The sequence below is a fragment of the Streptomyces sp. CRCS-T-1 genome (assembly GCF_024442335.1).
Lineage (GTDB): Bacteria > Actinomycetota > Actinomycetes > Streptomycetales > Streptomycetaceae > Streptomyces > Streptomyces koelreuteriae.
The window spans coordinates 1,832,105-1,849,364 of the sequence record NZ_CP101651.1 but is presented as its reverse complement, the minus strand read 5'-3'; the positions used below and the strand labels follow the sequence as shown (position 1 = coordinate 1,849,364).

General features: G+C 73.5%; 14 protein-coding genes. 12 read left to right on the top strand and 2 right to left on the bottom strand.

The genetic code is table 11. The features are described from left to right. Positions 1-16: 16 nt before the first annotated feature. The gene (locus NNW99_RS08115; protein ID WP_215118027.1) at positions 17-1,750 is read right to left on the bottom strand and encodes a hypothetical protein; all 1,734 of its coding nucleotides are present in this window, start codon (positions 1,748-1,750) and stop codon (positions 17-19) included. A gap of 248 nt (positions 1,751-1,998) precedes the next feature. Between NNW99_RS08115 and NNW99_RS08110 the strand changes: the two genes are divergently transcribed. Next, positions 1,999-3,060 (top strand): N-acetylmuramoyl-L-alanine amidase, encoded by a 1,062-nt coding sequence (locus tag NNW99_RS08110; protein ID WP_215118026.1) that lies wholly within the window; start codon positions 1,999-2,001, stop codon positions 3,058-3,060. A gap of 33 nt (positions 3,061-3,093) precedes the next feature. Here NNW99_RS08110 and NNW99_RS08105 read toward each other — a convergent pair whose 3' ends face one another. Continuing rightward, positions 3,094-4,584 carry an alpha/beta hydrolase gene (locus tag NNW99_RS08105; protein ID WP_251057741.1) on the bottom strand — a complete coding sequence of 497 codons (1,491 nt, stop codon included), beginning with the start codon at positions 4,582-4,584 and terminating at the stop codon, positions 3,094-3,096. Between the two features lie 147 nt (positions 4,585-4,731). Between NNW99_RS08105 and NNW99_RS08100 the strand changes: the two genes are divergently transcribed. From NNW99_RS08100 to NNW99_RS08050, 11 genes are all read left to right on the top strand, one after another. Next, on the top strand, positions 4,732-5,988 hold the full coding sequence (locus NNW99_RS08100) for an ATP-grasp domain-containing protein (RefSeq protein ID WP_215118024.1): 1,257 nt from the start codon (positions 4,732-4,734) through the stop codon (positions 5,986-5,988). After that, positions 5,985-6,839, top strand: coding sequence for a Rossmann-like domain-containing protein (locus NNW99_RS08095; protein ID WP_215118023.1), 855 nt, complete (start codon positions 5,985-5,987; stop codon positions 6,837-6,839). Before NNW99_RS08100 ends, NNW99_RS08095 begins: the two co-directional genes overlap by 4 nt. Further along, complete coding sequence (locus NNW99_RS08090; RefSeq protein ID WP_215118022.1) at positions 6,836-7,924, top strand: PLP-dependent cysteine synthase family protein; 1,089 nt, start codon at positions 6,836-6,838, stop codon at positions 7,922-7,924. Before NNW99_RS08095 ends, NNW99_RS08090 begins: the two co-directional genes overlap by 4 nt. Continuing rightward, complete coding sequence (locus NNW99_RS08085; protein WP_215118021.1) at positions 7,921-8,973, top strand: dipeptide epimerase; 1,053 nt, start codon at positions 7,921-7,923, stop codon at positions 8,971-8,973. Before NNW99_RS08090 ends, NNW99_RS08085 begins: the two co-directional genes overlap by 4 nt. After that, positions 8,957-10,180: an MFS transporter gene (locus NNW99_RS08080; RefSeq protein WP_215118020.1), complete on the top strand. Its 1,224-nt coding sequence runs from the start codon at positions 8,957-8,959 to the stop codon at positions 10,178-10,180. The genes NNW99_RS08085 and NNW99_RS08080 overlap by 17 nt, the downstream gene beginning before the upstream one ends. Further along, complete coding sequence (locus tag NNW99_RS08075) at positions 10,177-10,983, top strand: class I SAM-dependent methyltransferase (protein WP_215118019.1); 807 nt, start codon at positions 10,177-10,179, stop codon at positions 10,981-10,983. The genes NNW99_RS08080 and NNW99_RS08075 overlap by 4 nt, the downstream gene beginning before the upstream one ends. Before the next feature lie 24 nt (positions 10,984-11,007). Beyond that, positions 11,008-12,576: an ABC transporter substrate-binding protein gene (locus tag NNW99_RS08070; RefSeq protein WP_215118018.1), complete on the top strand. Its 1,569-nt coding sequence runs from the start codon at positions 11,008-11,010 to the stop codon at positions 12,574-12,576. Positions 12,577-12,656: 80 nt separating this feature from the next. Then, complete coding sequence (locus NNW99_RS08065; protein ID WP_251058082.1) at positions 12,657-13,601, top strand: ABC transporter permease; 945 nt, start codon at positions 12,657-12,659, stop codon at positions 13,599-13,601. Beyond that, positions 13,598-14,392, top strand: a complete 795-nt coding sequence (locus tag NNW99_RS08060; RefSeq protein WP_215118016.1) for an ABC transporter permease — start codon at positions 13,598-13,600, stop codon at positions 14,390-14,392. The genes NNW99_RS08065 and NNW99_RS08060 overlap by 4 nt, the downstream gene beginning before the upstream one ends. Beyond that, positions 14,389-15,963 carry an ABC transporter ATP-binding protein gene (locus NNW99_RS08055; RefSeq protein ID WP_215118015.1) on the top strand — a complete coding sequence of 525 codons (1,575 nt, stop codon included), beginning with the start codon at positions 14,389-14,391 and terminating at the stop codon, positions 15,961-15,963. The genes NNW99_RS08060 and NNW99_RS08055 overlap by 4 nt, the downstream gene beginning before the upstream one ends. A 141-nt stretch (positions 15,964-16,104) precedes the next feature. Continuing rightward, positions 16,105-17,253 carry an acyltransferase family protein gene (locus NNW99_RS08050; RefSeq protein ID WP_215118014.1) on the top strand — a complete coding sequence of 383 codons (1,149 nt, stop codon included), beginning with the start codon at positions 16,105-16,107 and terminating at the stop codon, positions 17,251-17,253. Positions 17,254-17,260: the final 7 nt, after the last annotated feature.

The following is a 17,260-nucleotide window of genomic DNA, read 5'->3' as shown; positions in this document are numbered from 1 at the left end:
GCCGGACGGCCCTTCGTCAGGTGTCGCGCAGGTCGGCGGCGAGTTCGTCGCGCCAGTGGAGGGACATCCGCCGCTGGAGGACCGTCTCGGCGGCGATGGGCAACGGGAGCCGGAGGAAGGCCCGTAGCGCGTCGGCCGCGTCTCTTCGCGCGACCCATGCGGTGAGGTCGTCCTGGGACACGGGCCCGCTGTCGTCGCCGGACAGCGTCTCCCTGGTGGCGTGGACCTCCGCGACCAGGGTCCGCATCCGCACGGCCAGGGGTTCGTCCTGGTCGCAGTCGACCGGCAGGCCGTGCCGGATCCGGTCGAGGGCCTCGCTGACCTCCGGGTGGGAGTCGAGGTGCGTCTCGGCGGCCAGTCGGGCGACCTGGGCCGCGACGGCCGTACGCAGTCGCCGGTGCGGGGTGCGCTCCACGAGCCCGGCCAGGTCGAAGTCCCGTACGCAGGACCCGGGTTCACGCTCCGGCAGGTCGTCCAGGAGGGGCAGCAGCAGCGCGCTGGTCAGCTCCGCGGGCCCCTCCGCGTCCGGGTGGTAGGCGATCTTGAACTCCTCCTCCAGGACGGCCAGGAAGTCGGTGTAGGCGGCGGTGGAGCCCGGCCAGAGGTCCACACCGAGGCGCCGCGCCCACGGTCCGCCCATGTGGTTGCCCTCCCGTGGTGACATGACGCGCCGGGTGTCCTCCGCCGGGCCCGGCACCCCGTCCTCCGCGAAGGCGAGAGCGACCTCGGGGCCCTGCCTGGTCAGGACCACCACGCGCGTTCCGGCGGACAGGGCGCGCAGCACCTCCTGCCGGGCGAACTGGGCGGCGCCGCCCTCGATCGTGGCGTACGCCCACCCGTCGAGGGCGCCCGCACGGGCCAGGGGCCGGTGCGCGGCCCACGCCGACTCCACCGCCCGCTGGGCCTGCCGCCGGTCGCGCGGCCGGACCGTGGCGGGTATCGCGCCGAGCCGGCGCAGCATCTCGGCCGGTGTCAGCCCCGCGGCGAACGCCACGTCCGGCTGGTCCGGAAGCGGTTCGCGACGCCGGCGGCCGGTGCGGACGAAGAAGAGCCGCTGCGTCCCCTGCTCCGTGCCGCCCTGCGGGGGTTCCGGCACGGAGCTGTCGGCGTGGTCCGGGAAGACCGGTGTCCGCGGGGGCGGGTCCGACTCCGGCTCGGTCAGCGTGGTGGCATGGGTGAGCGGAGAGACCGCGTCGGCGGGCACGGTTCCCTCCGTCTCCCACAGCAGCCTTCCGTCCACGGCGAGGGGGGTACGGCCGTAGAACCGGCGGCCCTGCTCCAGAGCATCCGCGAAGTCCGCCAGAACGTGGCGCAGCGACGGCCAGTTCGCGCGGGAGAGCATGTCCTCCTCGAAAGAGCGGCCCACCCGGCCGTGGTGGGGCCCGGGACGGCAGGAGACGAACAGGCTGTCCGAGGGCTTCCCCGCGATGCCCGGCGTGATGGGCAGCCGGTCGTCATAGATCTCTGCCGCGACGCCTCGGAGGAAGGTCGCGCTCCGCACGATGTCCCCGACTGCGGACAGCGGCCCGTGATACGTCAACTCCAGAGCGGCAGGGCCGGGTTCCACCCCGTCGTGGCACCGCAGAGACGCCACCAGGTCGGGAGGGAACTCCAGCCCGAGGGTGCGCTCGGCCGCCTCGATGGCGGCCCGGGCCGCCGGCGGGCGCAGGGTGGCGTGGGTGAGAGGGGCGTGCCGGGTCAGCCAGGCGTCCAGGCGGAGCCAGGACTCCTCGACGGCGGGGATGCTCATGGCAGCGGACCCTACGCCGGGCCACTGACAGTGCCCTGCCGTTCCTGAGGCGGCAGGGGCGTAATCCCGCCGAATTTGTGTGCGGGGGTACGGCGAGGTGAGGGAGGCGGCGAGCGGCGGAACAATGGTGAGTGAGGGCCTGGCGAGTTTCCAGGGCAAGTTCCGGCGAAGCGTTCCGCAGGCACGCTCCGTCGCCGGGCCCGCAGTCTTCGGACCGGCGCGAGCGCGCCGAAACGGAGGACCGACGCATGGCCACACCACTCACCGCCGCCCGGCTCGTCGCCGCGTTGAAGGCCGAGGGCTGCGCCGTCCACGAGGTCGGCGGCTGGCGCACCAACAACCGTAATCACAAGGGCCCCTGGGGCCCCGTGCACGGTGTGATGATCCACCACACCGTCACCGGGCCGAGCACGGACGTCGTCGAGTTGATCTACCACGGCCACAGCGCCCTGCCCGGCCCGCTGGCCACCGGCTGCATCACCAAGGACGGCGTCGTCCATCTGACCGGCAACGGCCGGGCCAACCACGCCGGCGGCGGTGACGGTGACGTGCTGAACGCCGTCATAGGCGAGTCGTACGGCACGTATCCGCCGGCGACGCACGAGCACGACGGCTCGGCCGGCGCGGTCGACGGCAACGCCCGGTTCTACGGGTGGGAGTGCGAGAACAAGGGCGACGGCCAGGACCCGTGGCCGCGCGAGCAGTACCTCGCCATGGTCAAGGCCACCGTCGCGATCTGCCGCGCGCACGGCTGGGGCCACAAGAGCGCGATCGGCCACCTGGAATGGAGCGACTGGAAGGTCGACCCGCGCGGATTCGACATGGCCGACTTCCGCCGTGATGTCGCCGACGCCCTGGCCCTCCCGGCGGGCCGGTGGGAAGGAGAGGACCCCATGCCCCACTACGTCAACTTAGGTGTCGCCGGGGAGTACGAGCTCGCGCCCGGCGCCTGGGACTCGGTCGAGTTCACCACGGAGTGGACCGACGAGACCGGCCACCACGCCACCGGCGGGAGCGTGTTCGCCCGTGGACCGTCCCGCTTCAGCGGGACGCTCAGCCTCCAGATCGACGGTCTGCCGGCGGGCGCGGTCGTGCAGGCGCGCATGTCGGAGTACGAGGGCGACGAGCACCGCGCGGACCACCCGATCCACGAGATCGCCGGCACCGGCGGCGGCAGCTTCGTCGTCGTGCCCCTGACGAAGCGGCTCGCCTCCGGGCGCAGCATGCGGGTGCGGCTGCTGAGCCAGGCCGCCGTGCCGGTCACCGTCGCGAACGCGGTGCTGACCGTGCTGGTGTGGACGGAGGCCTGAGACCGGTGTGGACGGAGGCCTGAGGCCGGCGCTCTACCGGACCGTCGGCAGGCCCGGGCCCGCGCAGCGCACGTCCGCCGACGGCACCGTTCCGCGCACCAGATAGTCCGCGACGGTGTCGTCGACGCAGGCGTTCCCACGGCTCGCGAACACGCCGTGGGAGTAGTCGTCGTCGAGGGTGACCAGGCGTGAACCGGGCAGCAGGCGCCGCATGGAGTGGGCCCCCTCGACCGGTGTGACGGGGTCGTGCGCGGAGGCGACCAGGAGGACCGGCGGCGCGTCCGGACTGCCGAGCGGTGTGCGGTGGCCGGGTCGGTGGTGCCAGGAGGCGCAGGCGTTCGCCTCCATGCCCGTCAGAACCGGCTGCGGGTCGAGACGGCGGGTGCGGCGGATGTCCGCGACGATGTCGCGGGCGCTGGGGCCCGGTCCGTCGGCGCACTTGACGACGCGGTTGGCCGCTTCGTAGTTGCGGGAGCCCGGGCCGTCGAATGCGGTGGCCGGAAGCAGTCCGTCCGGGTCACCGTCGGCCAGGTAGCCGCGCAGACCGTCGGCGAGGCCCTCCCAGCGTTCGGTGCGGCCCAGCGCGCGGTACACCGCCCGGTCGAACTCCGCCGGACCGAACCCTGCCACCGGCCGCGCGGCGAGCCCCCGGCGCACCCGCAGATACGCCTCCCGCACCGCGCCCGGTGTCCCGCCCAGGCCGAAACGCTCGCCATGGTCCGCCGCCCAGGCGAAGAACGTCCCGCGCTGACGCAGCAGCGCCCGGCTCTGGATCACGTCGAAGTCGTACCAGTCCCACGGCCCGACCACGCTGTCCAGCACCATCCGCCCGACGCGGTGCGGGAAGCGTGCGCTGTAGGCGGCGCCGAGATAACTGCCGTAGGAGACGCCGAGGAAGCTCGTCCGAGGCTCGCCGAGGGCCTCGCGTATCGCGTCCATGTCGTACGCGGTCTGCTCGGTGGACAGATGCGGCAGCAGGCGGCCCGCGTGCGCCGCGCAGTCGTCGGCCATCGCGCGCAGGGACGACAGATACGCCCGCTCGGCCGGGGCCCCGTCCGGTACCGGGTCACCGCCCGGGCTGTCGAAGAGGCCGCCCATCGGGCCGCAGGAGACCGGGGTGCTCTGCCCGACGCCGCGCGGATCGAAGCCGATCACGTCGTACGCGCGCCGCACGCTCTCGGGGAGCTTGGCGCGCTTGGTGACCGCGTAGGGGAGCCCGGAGCCGCCGGGGCCGCCCGGGTTGACCAGCAGGATGCCGCGCCGTTCGGCGGGGGTGCCCGAGGCGCGGACCCGTGAGACGGCCACCTCGATGCGCGGCCCTCGGGGGCGCCGCGAGTCCAGCGGCACGCTGATCCGCCCGCACTCGACACGCTCCGGCGCGGCCGGCCGGGGGACGGAGTCGGGGCAGTCGGTGAAGCGGAGCGGGGAGCGCGGCTCGGCCGCCCCGACGGGGGCGGCGGGGAGCAGGGCGGTGGCGGCCGCGAGGGCGCACAGCAGTGCGGTGCGGCGTACGGGACGGGTCAAGGGGTCTCCAGAAGATCTTCGCCCGATCAGATGACAATGAAAATGATTATCGATAACGTCTGGGGCGGGCAACCCCCGGCACCCTCCTCCCGGAGGGCTCGCCGGGCTGCCCGCACGCCTCTGACTCACTGCAAGAAAGGGGGAGTTGTGGCTCATCTGTTGGTGGTCGAGAGCTGGGTCGGGTCCATGAGCCGGCTGCTGCCGCGGGCGATCCGGGAGAACGGGCACGCCTTCACGTTCCTCACTCGTGACCTGCACCACTATCTGCGCTCGGCCCCGGAGGGAACGGCCCATCCGCTGCTCGGCGCCCGTCATGTCATCACCGCCGACACCAACGACATCGAGGCGCTGCTGCCCGAGGTCGAGCGGCTGCACGGGGTGCTCGGCTTCGACGGGGTCGTCACGTCCTGCGACTACTACCTGCCGGCCGTGGCGCGGATCGCGGAGCGCCTCGGCCTGCCCGGGCCCGGCCCCGAGGCGGTCCACCACGCCTGCCGCAAGGACGCCACCCGCCGCGTCCTCGGCGACGCGGGCGTGCCGGGCCCGCGCTTCGCCGTCCGGGAGGAGTGGGCCGACCTCGCACGGGCCGCGCGGGACATCGGCTACCCGCTGGTCGTCAAGCCCGTCGACCTGTGCGCGGGCATGTACGTGCGCCGCGTGGACGACGAGGCCCAGCTCGCCGCCGCCTGCCGGGCCCTGGCCGACTTCCCGGTCAACGCGCGCGGACAGCGGCGGACGCCCGCGGTGCTGCTCGAAGAGCTGCTGGACGGTCCCGAGGTGAGCGTCGAGACGGTGTCGTACGCGGGCGCGGTCCATGTCGTGGGCGTGACCGACAAGAGCGTCGGCGGGGCGCCCGCCTTCGTCGAGACCGGGCACATGTTCCCCGCCGACCTGACGCCGGCCGACGCCGAGGCCGCCGAACACACCGCCCTGGCCGCCCTCAAGGCCCTCGGTCTGACCGACGGGGTCGTGGCGCACACGGAGATCAAACTGACCTCGGCCGGGCCGCGCGTGGTCGAGGTCAACCCCCGGCCCGCCGGGAACCGCATCACCGAGCTCGTCCGGCACGTCACCGGCATCGACCTCGCCGCCGCCTTCGTGGACGTCGCCCTCGGCCGCGCACCCGACCTGCGGCACACGGACACCGGGCTGCGCAGCGCGGCCATCGGCTTCCTGGTCCCGGACTCCTCGGGCACCCTCGAAGCGCTGGACGACGAGGGCGTGAGCGACCTGCCCGGTGTGCTGGAGGTCCAACTCGCCGAACCCGGCAGGGCGGTGCAGGCGGCGGGCAGCAACAACGAGTATCTGGGGCACGTCATGGCCGGCGACCCCGACGGACCCGGCGCCCGCGCACGCGTCGAGACCTTGCTGGACGGGTTGCGGACGGGGCTGGTGATCCGATGACCGCCCTCACCGACACCGACACCGACACCGACACCTCCTACGACGACCTCGTGGACCGAGTGCGCGCCGGGGCCCTCGGGCCCGACCCGGGCACGCTGCGCGTCGCCGTCGCCTTCACCACCCGGCAGGCCGTCCGGCACGCCGGGCGGGGCACCGGCTACCGCAACGAGGTGCTCAGCCTGCGCCTCGGCGAGGCGGTCGGCTCCTGCGCGGTCGAACCCGGGGCGCTGCCCGACAGCGCGGTCGAGGAGTGTGTGGGCGCGGACGTGGCCCGGCTGCTGGAACATCCGCTTCAGGCGGTGCGGGTCGCGGCCCTCGACGCCTATCTGATGCACGTCCTGCCGCACACCCCGGCGAACGGGGCCCTCCCCGTCCCGCTGCCCGCCGGTTCGTCGCTGGAGAAGTCCCGGGCCCGGGCTCAGACGGTCGTCGGCCTGCTCGACCTGCCGCCCGGAGCCACCGTGCTGGTCGTGGGGGTGGTCAACTCCCTTCTGGAGGTGCTGCGTTCACGCGGTCTGCGCTATGTCCCGTGTGACCTCAAGGGCGGCGCGACCGAGTGGGACGAGCCGGTCGTCGCCGACGCGCTCGCCGCGGCCGGGCGCTGTGACGCGCTGCTCGTCTCCGGCATGACCCTGGGCAACGGCACCTTCGAACCGCTGCGGCGGCACGCGCTGGCGCACGGCAAGCAGCTGGTGATGTTCGCCCAGACCGGCAGCGCCGTACTGCCGCGCTTCCTCGGGCAGGGCGGCGTCAGCGCGGTGTGCGCGGAGCCGTACCCGTTCTTCTGGCTCGACGGCGGCCCCGGTGTCCTGCACCGCTACGACGGCTCCTGTCCGGGAGGCGCCCGATGAGCGCGACCGTGCTCCGCCCGGCCGCGCGACGGGAACTGCTCTCCCTGGTCGGCCGTACGCCCCTGGCCCGCATCACCGCCGACCTGCCGGGCCCGCACCCCGGGTTCTGGGCCAAGCTCGAAGGGCTCGCCGCGGGCGGCATGAAGGCACGGGCCGCCGTGTCGATGCTGCTGGGCGCCCGAGAGCGCGGCGAACTGCTGCCCGGCGCCCCGGTGGTGGAGTCCACCTCCGGCACCCTCGGTATCGGGCTCGCCTTCGCCGGACAGGCCCTCGGCCATCCCGTCGTGCTGGTCGGCGACCGGGAACTGGAGCCGTCCATGCGTCAGTTGCTGCGCTCCCACGGGGTGCGGCTGGAGATCGCCGACCGTCCGGCCGAGCGGGGCGGCTGGCAGGCAGCGCGCCTGGCGAGGCTGCGGGAACTGCTGGCCGAACTGCCCGGCGCCTACTGGCCCGACCAGTACAACAACCCCGACAACACCGCCGGTTACGCCTCTCTGGCCGCCGAGATCGCCGTCGAGCTGGACCATCTGGACATCCTGGTGTGCAGCGTCGGCACCGGCGGCCACAGCGCGGGCATCATCGGCCCGCTGCGCCGCCACTGGCCCGCCCTGCGGCTCATCGGCGTCGACGCCACCGGCTCCACCATCTTCGGCCAGCCCGCCAGGCCCCGCCTGATGCGCGGCCTCGGCAGCAGCATCCACCCGCGCAACGTCGCCTACGACGCCTTCGACGAGGTCCACTGGGTCGGCCCCGCCGAGGCCGTCGACAGCTGCCGCCGACTGGCGAGGGGCGCCTTCGTCAGCGGCGGCTGGTCCACCGGAGCCGCCGCCCGGGTCGCCGCCTGGGCCGCCCGCGTCCACCCCGGGGCGGTCGTCGCCACCGTCTTCCCCGACGGCCCGCACCGCTACCTCGGCACGGTCTACGACGACGACTTCACCGCCGCCCACGGCCTCGACCCGGACGCCGCGGCCACCCGGCCCGTCGAGATACCGCACCCGTACGCGGCGGAGGCCGCCGGCTGGGTCCGCTGCACGCGTGTCAGCGATCCGCTCGCCGCCCCCGCCCTGAAGAAAGAGACCTTGTGAAGTCCAGCCCGCGCACCGTACGCCTCGAACTCGCCGAGCCGCTGCGCATCTCCCGTTCCACCATGACCGCACGCGACGCCGTATGGCTCACCGTCGAACACGACGGGCTGCGCGGCCACGGCGAGGCCGTCACCAGCGTCTACTACGGACTCGGCACCGAGACCCTCGTACGGCTCCTCACCGCCGTGGACCTGAGCCGTTTCGCCGATCCGGAGAGCGCCCTGGAGGCCCTGCGGGCGGGGGAGCTGACCGCGAGTGACACACCGCCCGCAGTCACCGCCGCCGTCGAGTCGGCGCTGCTCGACCTGGTGGGCAAGCGCGCGGGCGTCCCCGTGCACCGCCTCCTCGGGACCACCGCCCCGCCCGTCGCCGCGACCGCCCGCACCATCGGCATCACTGCACTCGCCCGTGCGGCGGCCGAGGCCCGGCGGCTCGCCGCGAGCGGCTTCGAGGTCATCAAGGTCAAGGCGGGCGCACCCGACCCCGAGGACGACATCGAGCGCGTGCGCGTGATCCGCGACGCCGCTCCCCGTGCCCGGCTGCTCCTCGACCCCAACGGCGCCTGGTCCGTGGCACAGGCGGACGCCCTGCTGCCACGCTTCGCCGACCTCGGTGTGGAGGCCGTCGAGCAGCCCGTCCCGCCCGGCGACCCGGACGCCCTGGGCGCCCTCGCGCAGCGCGCGCCGCTGCCCGTCATCGCCGACGAGGATGCCGTGACCCTGGAGGACGTCCGCCGTCTCGCCGGACGCGTCCAGGGCGTCAACGTCAAGCTCGCCAAGTGCGGCGGCGTCCACGCGGCCCTGCGCATCGCCGAGTTGATCGAGGGCAGCGGCACCGACCTGATGCTCGGCTGCCTGACCGCGAGCACCCTCGGACTCGCCCCCGCCGTCCACCTCGCCGACCAGGCCCGCTGGGCCGACCTCGACGGGCATCTGCTGCTCGCCCACGACCCGTGGACCGGCATCGGCGGCACCGACGGCGTCGTCCGCGCCAGCGGCCTCGCCGGCCTGGGCGTCGAGGAGGTGGCGGCCCGTGCGCACGTGGCATGAGATACGCCGCTTCCCGCTCGCCGTGCGGCTCCTGCTGGTCAACCAGCTCGGCGTCAACACCGGTTTCTATCTGCTCATCCCCTACCTCGCCACCCATCTCACCGAGAACCTCGGCATGTCGGCGGCGGTCGTCGGCATCGTCCTCGGGGTCCGCAACCTCAGCCAGCAGGGCCTGTTCATCATCGGAGGCTCCGCCTCCGACCGGCTCGGCGCACGCGGCGTGATCATCGCGGGCTGTGCCCTGCGCACCCTCGGGTTCGCGCTGTTCGCGCTCGGCGACGGGCTGGCGGTGCTGCTCGCCGCGTCCGTGCTGAGCGGGCTCGCGGGGGCGCTGTTCAACCCGGCCGTGCGGGCGTATCTCGCGCAGGAGTCCGGGGAGCGCAAGGCGGAGGCGTTCGCCCTGTTCAACGTGTTCGCCACGACCGGAGCGCTCATCGGCCCGCTGCTGGGCAGCGCCCTGCTCCTCGTCGACTTCCGCACGTCCGCGCTCACCGCCGCCGGGATCTTCGCCGTCCTCACCGTGGCGCAGGCCCTCGTGCTTCCCGCGCGGAAGGTCGAGCCGAGCGGCGGCGGGGTCCTCGGGGACTGGCGCGAGGTGCTCGGCAACCGGGCCTTCGTTGCCTTCGCCCTCGCCATGGTCGGCATGTTCACCCTGGAGAACCAGCTCTATCTGCTGCTGCCCGACGGCGCCAGGAAGGCGACCGGCTGGGACGGGGCGGCGGGCATCGTCTTCCTCGTCGGCACGGTCGCCAATCTGGCCCTTCAGCTCAGGATCACCAAGCGCCTCAAGTCCTCCGGCGACAGGGCGCGTTGGATAGTCGTCGGGCTCGCGGTGATGGGCGTCGCGTTCCTGCCACCGGCCCTCATGGCAGGTGCCGTGCCCGTGCTGGCGGGCGCGCTGCTGCTCTACCTCGGCATCATGATCGCGCAGCCGTTCGTGATGGAGCTGATCCCGCGCTTCGGCCGGCCCGAGCTGACCGGCACCTACTTCGGGATCTTCTACGTCGTCTCGGGCGTCGCCGCCGCCCTCGGCAACACGGCCGTCGGCTGGGCCATGGACACGGGCGAGCGGGGCGGGCAGTCCTGGCTGCCGTGGGTCTCCTGTGCCCTGTTCGGGCTGGCCTCGGCGGGCGCGGTCGCGTGGCTGTACCGCCGCGGGGCGCTGCCGGAGCCCGTGGAACCGGTGCGTGAGCGGAGCACGGCATGAGCGACTCCCGCAGCGGCACGCCCGGCAACCTCCTCACCGACCACCCGGAGCTGTACGAGGCCCGCTTCCCCGACCCCGAGCGGCTGGCCGCCCGGTGGACGGAGGACACCCTGCGCCGCCACGGAGCCGGGCCGCGCGTCCTGGACCTGGGCTGCGGCACCGGCCGCGACGCCGCCGCCCTGCACCGCTCCGGCCGGACCGTGACCGGCGCCGACCTCTCCGAGGCGATGCTCGCCCACGCCCGCGACCACCATCCCGGCCCCGCCTACGTCCGAGCCGACCTGCACGGCTTCGACCTGGGCCAAGGCGCCTTCGACGCGGTCGTCTGCCTGGACAGCTCCCTGCTGTACTGCCACACCAACGACCAGCTCGACGGCTTCCTCGCCTCCTGCCGCCACGCTCTCGCACCGGGCGGGCTGCTGGTCGCCGAGATGCGCAACGGCTCGTACTTCCTCGGCCGCACCGACCTGCTCGACCGGCCGGCCGTCGCCGAGTTCGCCTGGCAGGGCACGGCCTACCGGTCGCACACCACGCTGACCGTCGACCGCACCGCCCAGCTCCTGCGCCGTACCCGCGTCTGGACCACGGACGACGGCTCGCCGCCCGCCGCACAGCACTCCGCCTGGCGCCTGCTGTTCCCGCAGGAGCTACGGCGCTTCCTCACCGCGCACGGCTTCGAGGTGCTCGAACTGCACGACGGCCCCGGCCCGCGCACCGAACCCCGCTGGCACCACGGCGAGTTGCCGGGCACCACCACCGACGGGGACCGGCTGCACGTCGTAGCGCGCCTCCCCACCCCCTGACCCGAAGGACACGAAGGACCAGCCATGCACGACGAACACTTCCCCGGCCTGCGCCGACGCGGCTTTCTCGCCGCCACCACCGGCGCCGCCGCCCTCGCCCTCACCGGCTGCGGCGGCGGCACGGACGACAAGAAGGGCAGCGGCACCGGCGGCACGCCGAAGCGCGGTGGTCGGCTGCGCGCCGCCTTCGCCGGCGGCGGCGCGAGCGAGACTCTCGATCCGCACCTGGCCAGCCTGTTCGCCGACGTCGCCCGCGCCAAGGCCCTCTACGACAAGCTCGCCGACTATGACGCCGACCTCTCCGCCAGCCCCCGCCTCGCCGCGAAGTGGGAGCCGAACAAGACCCTCGACCGCTGGCAGATCACCCTGCGCGAGGCCACCTTCCACGACGGCAGGCCGGTCACCGCCCAGGACGTCCTCCACAGCTACCGCCGGATCGCCGACCCGAAGCAGGCGTTCCGCGCCAAGGCATCCCTGGAACCCATCGACCTCGACGCCAGCCGCGCCACCGGCGAGCGGTCGGTCGAGTTCGTTCTCAAGCGCCCCACGGCCGAATTCCCCAACGTGCTGGCCGCGTTCGGCGCGTACATCGTCCCCGAGCACGTGAGCGACTTCGACAAGAAGCCGATCGGCTCCGGCCCCTTCCGCTTCGTCTCCTTCGCGCCCGGCCGCTCCGCCGTCTTCCGCCGATACGAGGACCACTGGGACGGAGCCCCGTACCTCGACGAGCTCGAATTCGTCGTCGCCAACGAGGAGTCCGCGCGCGTCAACGCCCTCCTCGCGGGCCAGGTCGAATACGCCCACGAACTCAACCCCACCACCGCACGCGCCCACGAGGGCCGGGGGCAGATCGAGATCGTCCGGCTGCGCAACAGCGCCATGCAGGCGTTCTGCATGAAGACCGACCGGCCGCCCTTCGACGACCGTCGGGTGCGTGAGGCGTTCTTCCTCATCGCCGACCGGAAGGAACTCGTCGACGGCGCCCTGTCCGGCGCGGGCGAGACCGGCAACGACCTGTTCGGCAAGGGCTACGAGTACTACGCCGACGGTCTGCCCCAGCGCGAACAGGACCTCGACCGCGCCCGCGCCCTGCTGAAGAAGGCCGGCGCCGAGAAGCTGAAGGTCACCCTGGACACCTCGGCCGTCGCCGCCGGTTTCACCGAGGCCGCCGGCATCTTCCGCGACCAGGCCGCCAAGGCGGGCGTCACGATCGACGTGCGGATGGGCAGCAAGGACTCCTACTGGAGCGATATCCTCGACGGCGGCACCCTGTGCTGCTACCGCTCCGGCGCCATGCCCATCGAGGCCCACATCTCCCAGCGGCTGCTCACCGACTCCACGACCAACGCCACCCACTGGCGGCACAAGGACTTCGACGCCCTCTACCAGCAGGCGCAGTCCACCCGCGACAAGACCGAGCGGTCCGCCGTCTACGAGCGGATGCAACGCCGCCTGTACGCCGAAGGCGGCTTCCTCGTCTGGGGCTTCGCCGACTGGATCCTGGGCACGGCCCGCAAGGTCAGGGGAGTCGAGACCAAGGCCCCGGCCAACACCCTCGACTGGGCGCGCTTCGACAAGGTATGGCTGACGTGACGGACCTGAAGGGGCGCGGGGAACTGCGCGACCAGCCACGACGGCGCGGCAGCCGTACGTCGAGCGCGGCGCCCGGTGGCATCCGTTCCTTCGTCGCCCGGCGCCTCACCCTCGGCTTGGTACAGACCGTGGCCGTCGTCCTTCTGGTCTTCACCCTCACCGAGGCCCTCCCGGGCGACGCCGCCGTGGCCCTCGCCGGCGACCAGCCGGACCCGGCGCGCATCGCCGCGATCCGCGAGGCCATGGACCTGGACCAGCCTGCCCACGAACGGCTGCTGAGCTGGGCCGCCGGACTGTCGCACGGCGACTTCGGCACCTCCCTGACCTCCGGCCGCCCGGTCGCCGACTACATCACCGACGGCTTCGGCCCGAGCCTGCTGCTCGCCGCGCTCACCGTCGCCCTGCTCGTCCCGCTCGGCTTCGGGCTCGGCGTGCTCGCCGCGCACCACGAGGGGCGGCTGATCGACCGGCTGATCAGCTCCGTGACGCTCGCCGTCTACGCCGTGCCCGAATTCGCCCTCGGGGTGCTGCTGGTGACGGTCGTCGCACTGAAGCTGGCCTGGCTGCCGCCGACGGCCGTGGGCTACGGCACGGACCTGCTCGGCCACCCGGCCGTGCTCGTCCTGCCGGTGCTGGTCCTGCTGTCCCGCCCGGTCTGCTCCCTGTCCCGCCTGGTCCGGGCCGGCATGGTCGACGCCCTCGCCTCGCCCTACACCGCCCACGCCCGCCGCTATGGCGTCCCCGGCGCCCGCGTCCGCTACGCCCATGCCCTGCCCAACGCCCTGGCCCCGGCAGCCCAGCAACTCGCCCGCACCGTCGACTGGCTGCTGTGCGGGGTCATCGTCGTGGAGGCGCTCTTCGTGATCCCCGGCCTCGGAACCGTCCTCCTCAACGCCGTCGCCGAGCGGGACGTGCCGGTGGTGCAGGGGCTGGCGGTGGTGTTCGGCGTCCTGACCGTCGTACTGAACCTGGGCGCGGACCTGGTGGCGTACCGGCTGACGCCACGGGCGGGGGTGGCGGCGTGAGGGCCCCGCGCCGACTGCTGCTCGGCCTCGCCGTCGTCGCGGTCCCGCTGTTTCTCGCCCTCCTTGGGCCCCTGTTCGCCGGCGAGCCCGGCCCCCGCGCCGTCTCCTTCACCCTCGGCGACGGGCACTGGCTCGGCACCGACTTCGTCGGCCGGGACGTCTGGCAGCAGGTGCTGCACGGCGGCCGTACGGTCGTGCTGACCGCGCTCGCCGCGACGGCCCTCGCCTACGCCGTCGCCCTGCCGGTCGGACTCGCCGCCGCGGTCACCCGCGCACGGTGGCTGGAGGAGCTGCTGATGCGGCCGCTGGACGTGCTGCTCGCCGTACCGTCGCTGCTGCTGATCCTGCTGGTGGCGTCCGTGTTCTCGCCGGGCGCGGCCGGACTCGCGCTGCTCGTCGCGCTGGTGAACGTGCCCGACGCCGCCCGGATCGTCCGGGCCGCTGCGGCCGAGGCGGCGGCCCGGCCCGCCGTGGAGGCGCTGCGCATGCAGGGCGAGTCGTGGTGGCGCGTCGCCGTCGGCTACGTCGGCCGCTCCGCCCTGCGCACGCTGGCCGCCGACGCCGGTGTCCGGCTGACCGGCGTGCTGTACCTGGTGTCGACGGCCGCGTTCCTCGGCGTGGGCGTCGCCCCGGACGCCGCCGACTGGGCGGTCATGGTCGACCGCAACCGCACGGGCCTGTTCCTCCAGCCCTGGGCCGTGGTCGTGCCCGCCCTGCTGATCGTCGCCCTGACGACGGGCACCAACCTCCTCTTCGACGCCGCACTGGACAAGAAAGGACGCCGCCCGTGAGCCACGCAACCGAACCGGTCGCCGAGATCCGTGACCTGCGCGTCGAGATCGCCGGCCGGGCCATCGTCGACGGGGTGGACCTGCGCGTGTTCCCCGGCCGGGTGACCGCCCTGGTCGGTGCCTCGGGGAGCGGCAAGACCACCACCGGCCTCGCGCTGCTGGGGGAGTACCCGCCCGGCGCCCGGGTCACCGGAGAGGTACGCCGGTGCGGTGACGGCCCGGTCGGATACGTGCCCCAGCACCCCGCCGCCGTCCTCAACCCGGCCCGCCGCGTCAGCGCCCTGCTCGACGACATCGCCCGCGCTCAGGTACGCCATCTGCCCCGCGCCCAGCGCCGCACGGCGGCTCGGGACCGGGTACGCGAAGCCCTCGCCGCCGCCCAACTTCCCGACCCCGAAGCCCTGTTGCGCCGCTACCCCCACCAGCTCTCCGGCGGCCAGCAGCAACGCGTCGTCCTCGCCCAGGCCCTCCTCCTCGGCGCCCGCGTCATCGTCGCCGACGAACCCACCACCGGCCAGGACGCGCTCACCAAGCGCGGCATCGTCGACCAGCTGGCGGCGGTCGCGGCCCGCGGCATCGCGGTCGTCCTGCTCAGCCACGACCTGGACGTGGTCCGCGCGCTCGCCGACGAGGTCCTCGTCCTGCGCGCCGGCCGGGTCGTCGAGTCGGGCCCCGCGCAACGCCTGTGGCACGCACCCCGCCACGACTGGACCCGCCGTCTGCTCGCCGAACACGTCCCGGCGCTCGCCGACGAGGCCGGCGCCGACTCGGCTCGGAACGGTCTCGCCCCCGCCCGTCCCCCCGTCCTCCGCATCAGCCACCTCACCGCCCGCCACGGCAACGGCACCACCCCCGTCCTGCACACCCCCCACCTCGCCCTGCACCCCGGCGAATGTCTCGCCGTCGTGGGCCGCTCGGGCAGCGGCAAGACCACCCTCGCCCGCTGTCTGGCCGGACTCCATCGGGACCACAACGGCGAGATCCTGCTCGACGGAACCGCCCTGCCGCGCAGCCTGCGGCAGCGCAGCCGCGACCAACTGGCCGCCGTGCAGTACGTCTTCCAGGACGCCCGGGCCGCCTTCGACGAGCACCGGCCCGTCCTCGCCCAAGTCGCCCGCACCGCCGTCCGGCTGCGCGGAACGGAAGGGAAAGCGGCCGTCGACGAGGCCCTGACCACGCTCGCGAGCCTCGGGCTCCCGGAGCCCCTCGTCCGCCGCCGCCCCGGCGAACTCTCCGGTGGTGAACTCCAGCGCGCCGCCCTCGCCCGCGCCCTCCTCGCCCGCCCCCGGGTCCTGGTGTGCGACGAGATCACCTCCGGCCTGGACACCGTCACCCGCCGCGGCATCCTCGACCTGCTCACCGCACTGGTCCGCGACCGCGACGACCTCGCCCTCGTGCTCATCACACACGACCTGGACACGGCGGCGCTCGCCGACCGCCTCGCCGTACTGGACGCGGGCGAACTCGTCGAACAGGGCCCGGCCCGAAGGGTCCTGACCGAGCCGCGGCACCCTTTCACCGCCGCCCTCGCGGAGACGAACGCCCGTCTCGGTACGTATACCCGGGCATGAGCCGAAGCGATTCACACCCGTTACGAGTTGAACGAGGGCACGGCCCTGTGATTAAGGTGCGGGCGATGTTCTGCGCAGACACCACACCTTTACTCCAGGCAAGACGAGGCACAGCCGCTTCGAGTCGCTGGGGGAGGGCCCGTGAGTGACACGGTGACGACGGCCCGACCTGCGGCCGAAGAAGTCCGGGTGACACGGACGAAAGAGCAGGAGGCACCCGCCCGGCCGGTCCGGCAGCGGGACGCGTTCTTCGACAACGCCAAGTATCTGGCGATCGTGCTGGTGGCCGTGGGGCACGCCTGGGAGCCGTTGCGGGAGGGCAGCAGGGCCGTCACCGCGCTCTACATGCTCGTCTACGCCTTCCACATGCCGGCGTTCATCATCATCTCCGGCTACTTCTCGCGCACCTTCGACGGGAGCCCGGGGAAGCTGAAGCGACTGGTCACCGGCGTCGTCGTCCCGTACGTCGTGTTCGAGACGGCGTACACCCTGTTCACCCGCTGGACCAGCCAGGACCCCGACCGGCCGATCACCCTGCTGGATCCGCTGTATCTGACCTGGTTCCTGGCGGCGCTGTTCGTCTGGCGGCTGACCACGCCGCTGTGGCGTCATGTGCGGTGGCCGCTGCCGCTGGCCTTCGTCATCGCGATGCTGGCGACGCTCTCGCCGTCCATCGGCAACGACCTCGACCTGCAACGCACGCTGCAGTTCCTGCCGTACTTCGTCTTCGGGCTGCTGCTGCGGCCGGAGCACTTCCGGCTGGTACGGCGGCGCAAGGCGCGCGTCCTCGCCGTGCCGGTCGCCGTCGGCGCGCTCGCCGTGGCGTACTGGGCGGTTCCGCGGATGAACTACGCCTGGTTCTTCCACGCCGACAGCGCCCGCGCCCTGGCCGCGCCCTTCTGGTACGGGCCCCTGATGACGCTGGCAGCCTTCGGCTGCTCGGTCGTCCTGGTCGCCTGTTTCCTCGCCTGGGTGCCGGGTCGCCGGATGTGGTTCACCGTGCTGGGCGCGGGCACGCTGTGCGGCTATCTGCTGCACGGCTTCGTCGCGCAGGCCGCCAAGTACTGGGGCTGGTACGAACCGGCCTGGGTCCGGGGACCCGTCGGTGCGCTCATCGCCACGCTGGTGGCCGCCGCGGTCATGACCGCGCTGTGCACGCCGTCCGTACGGCGTCTGTTCCGCTGCGTGACGGAGCCGGGGATGGAGTGGGCCTTCGGCCCGGGAGGCAGAGCCGCGGCCCCCCGGTGGCGTTTCTCACTCAGGAACCGGGGCCATGACCCGTCGGCGTGACGCCGTT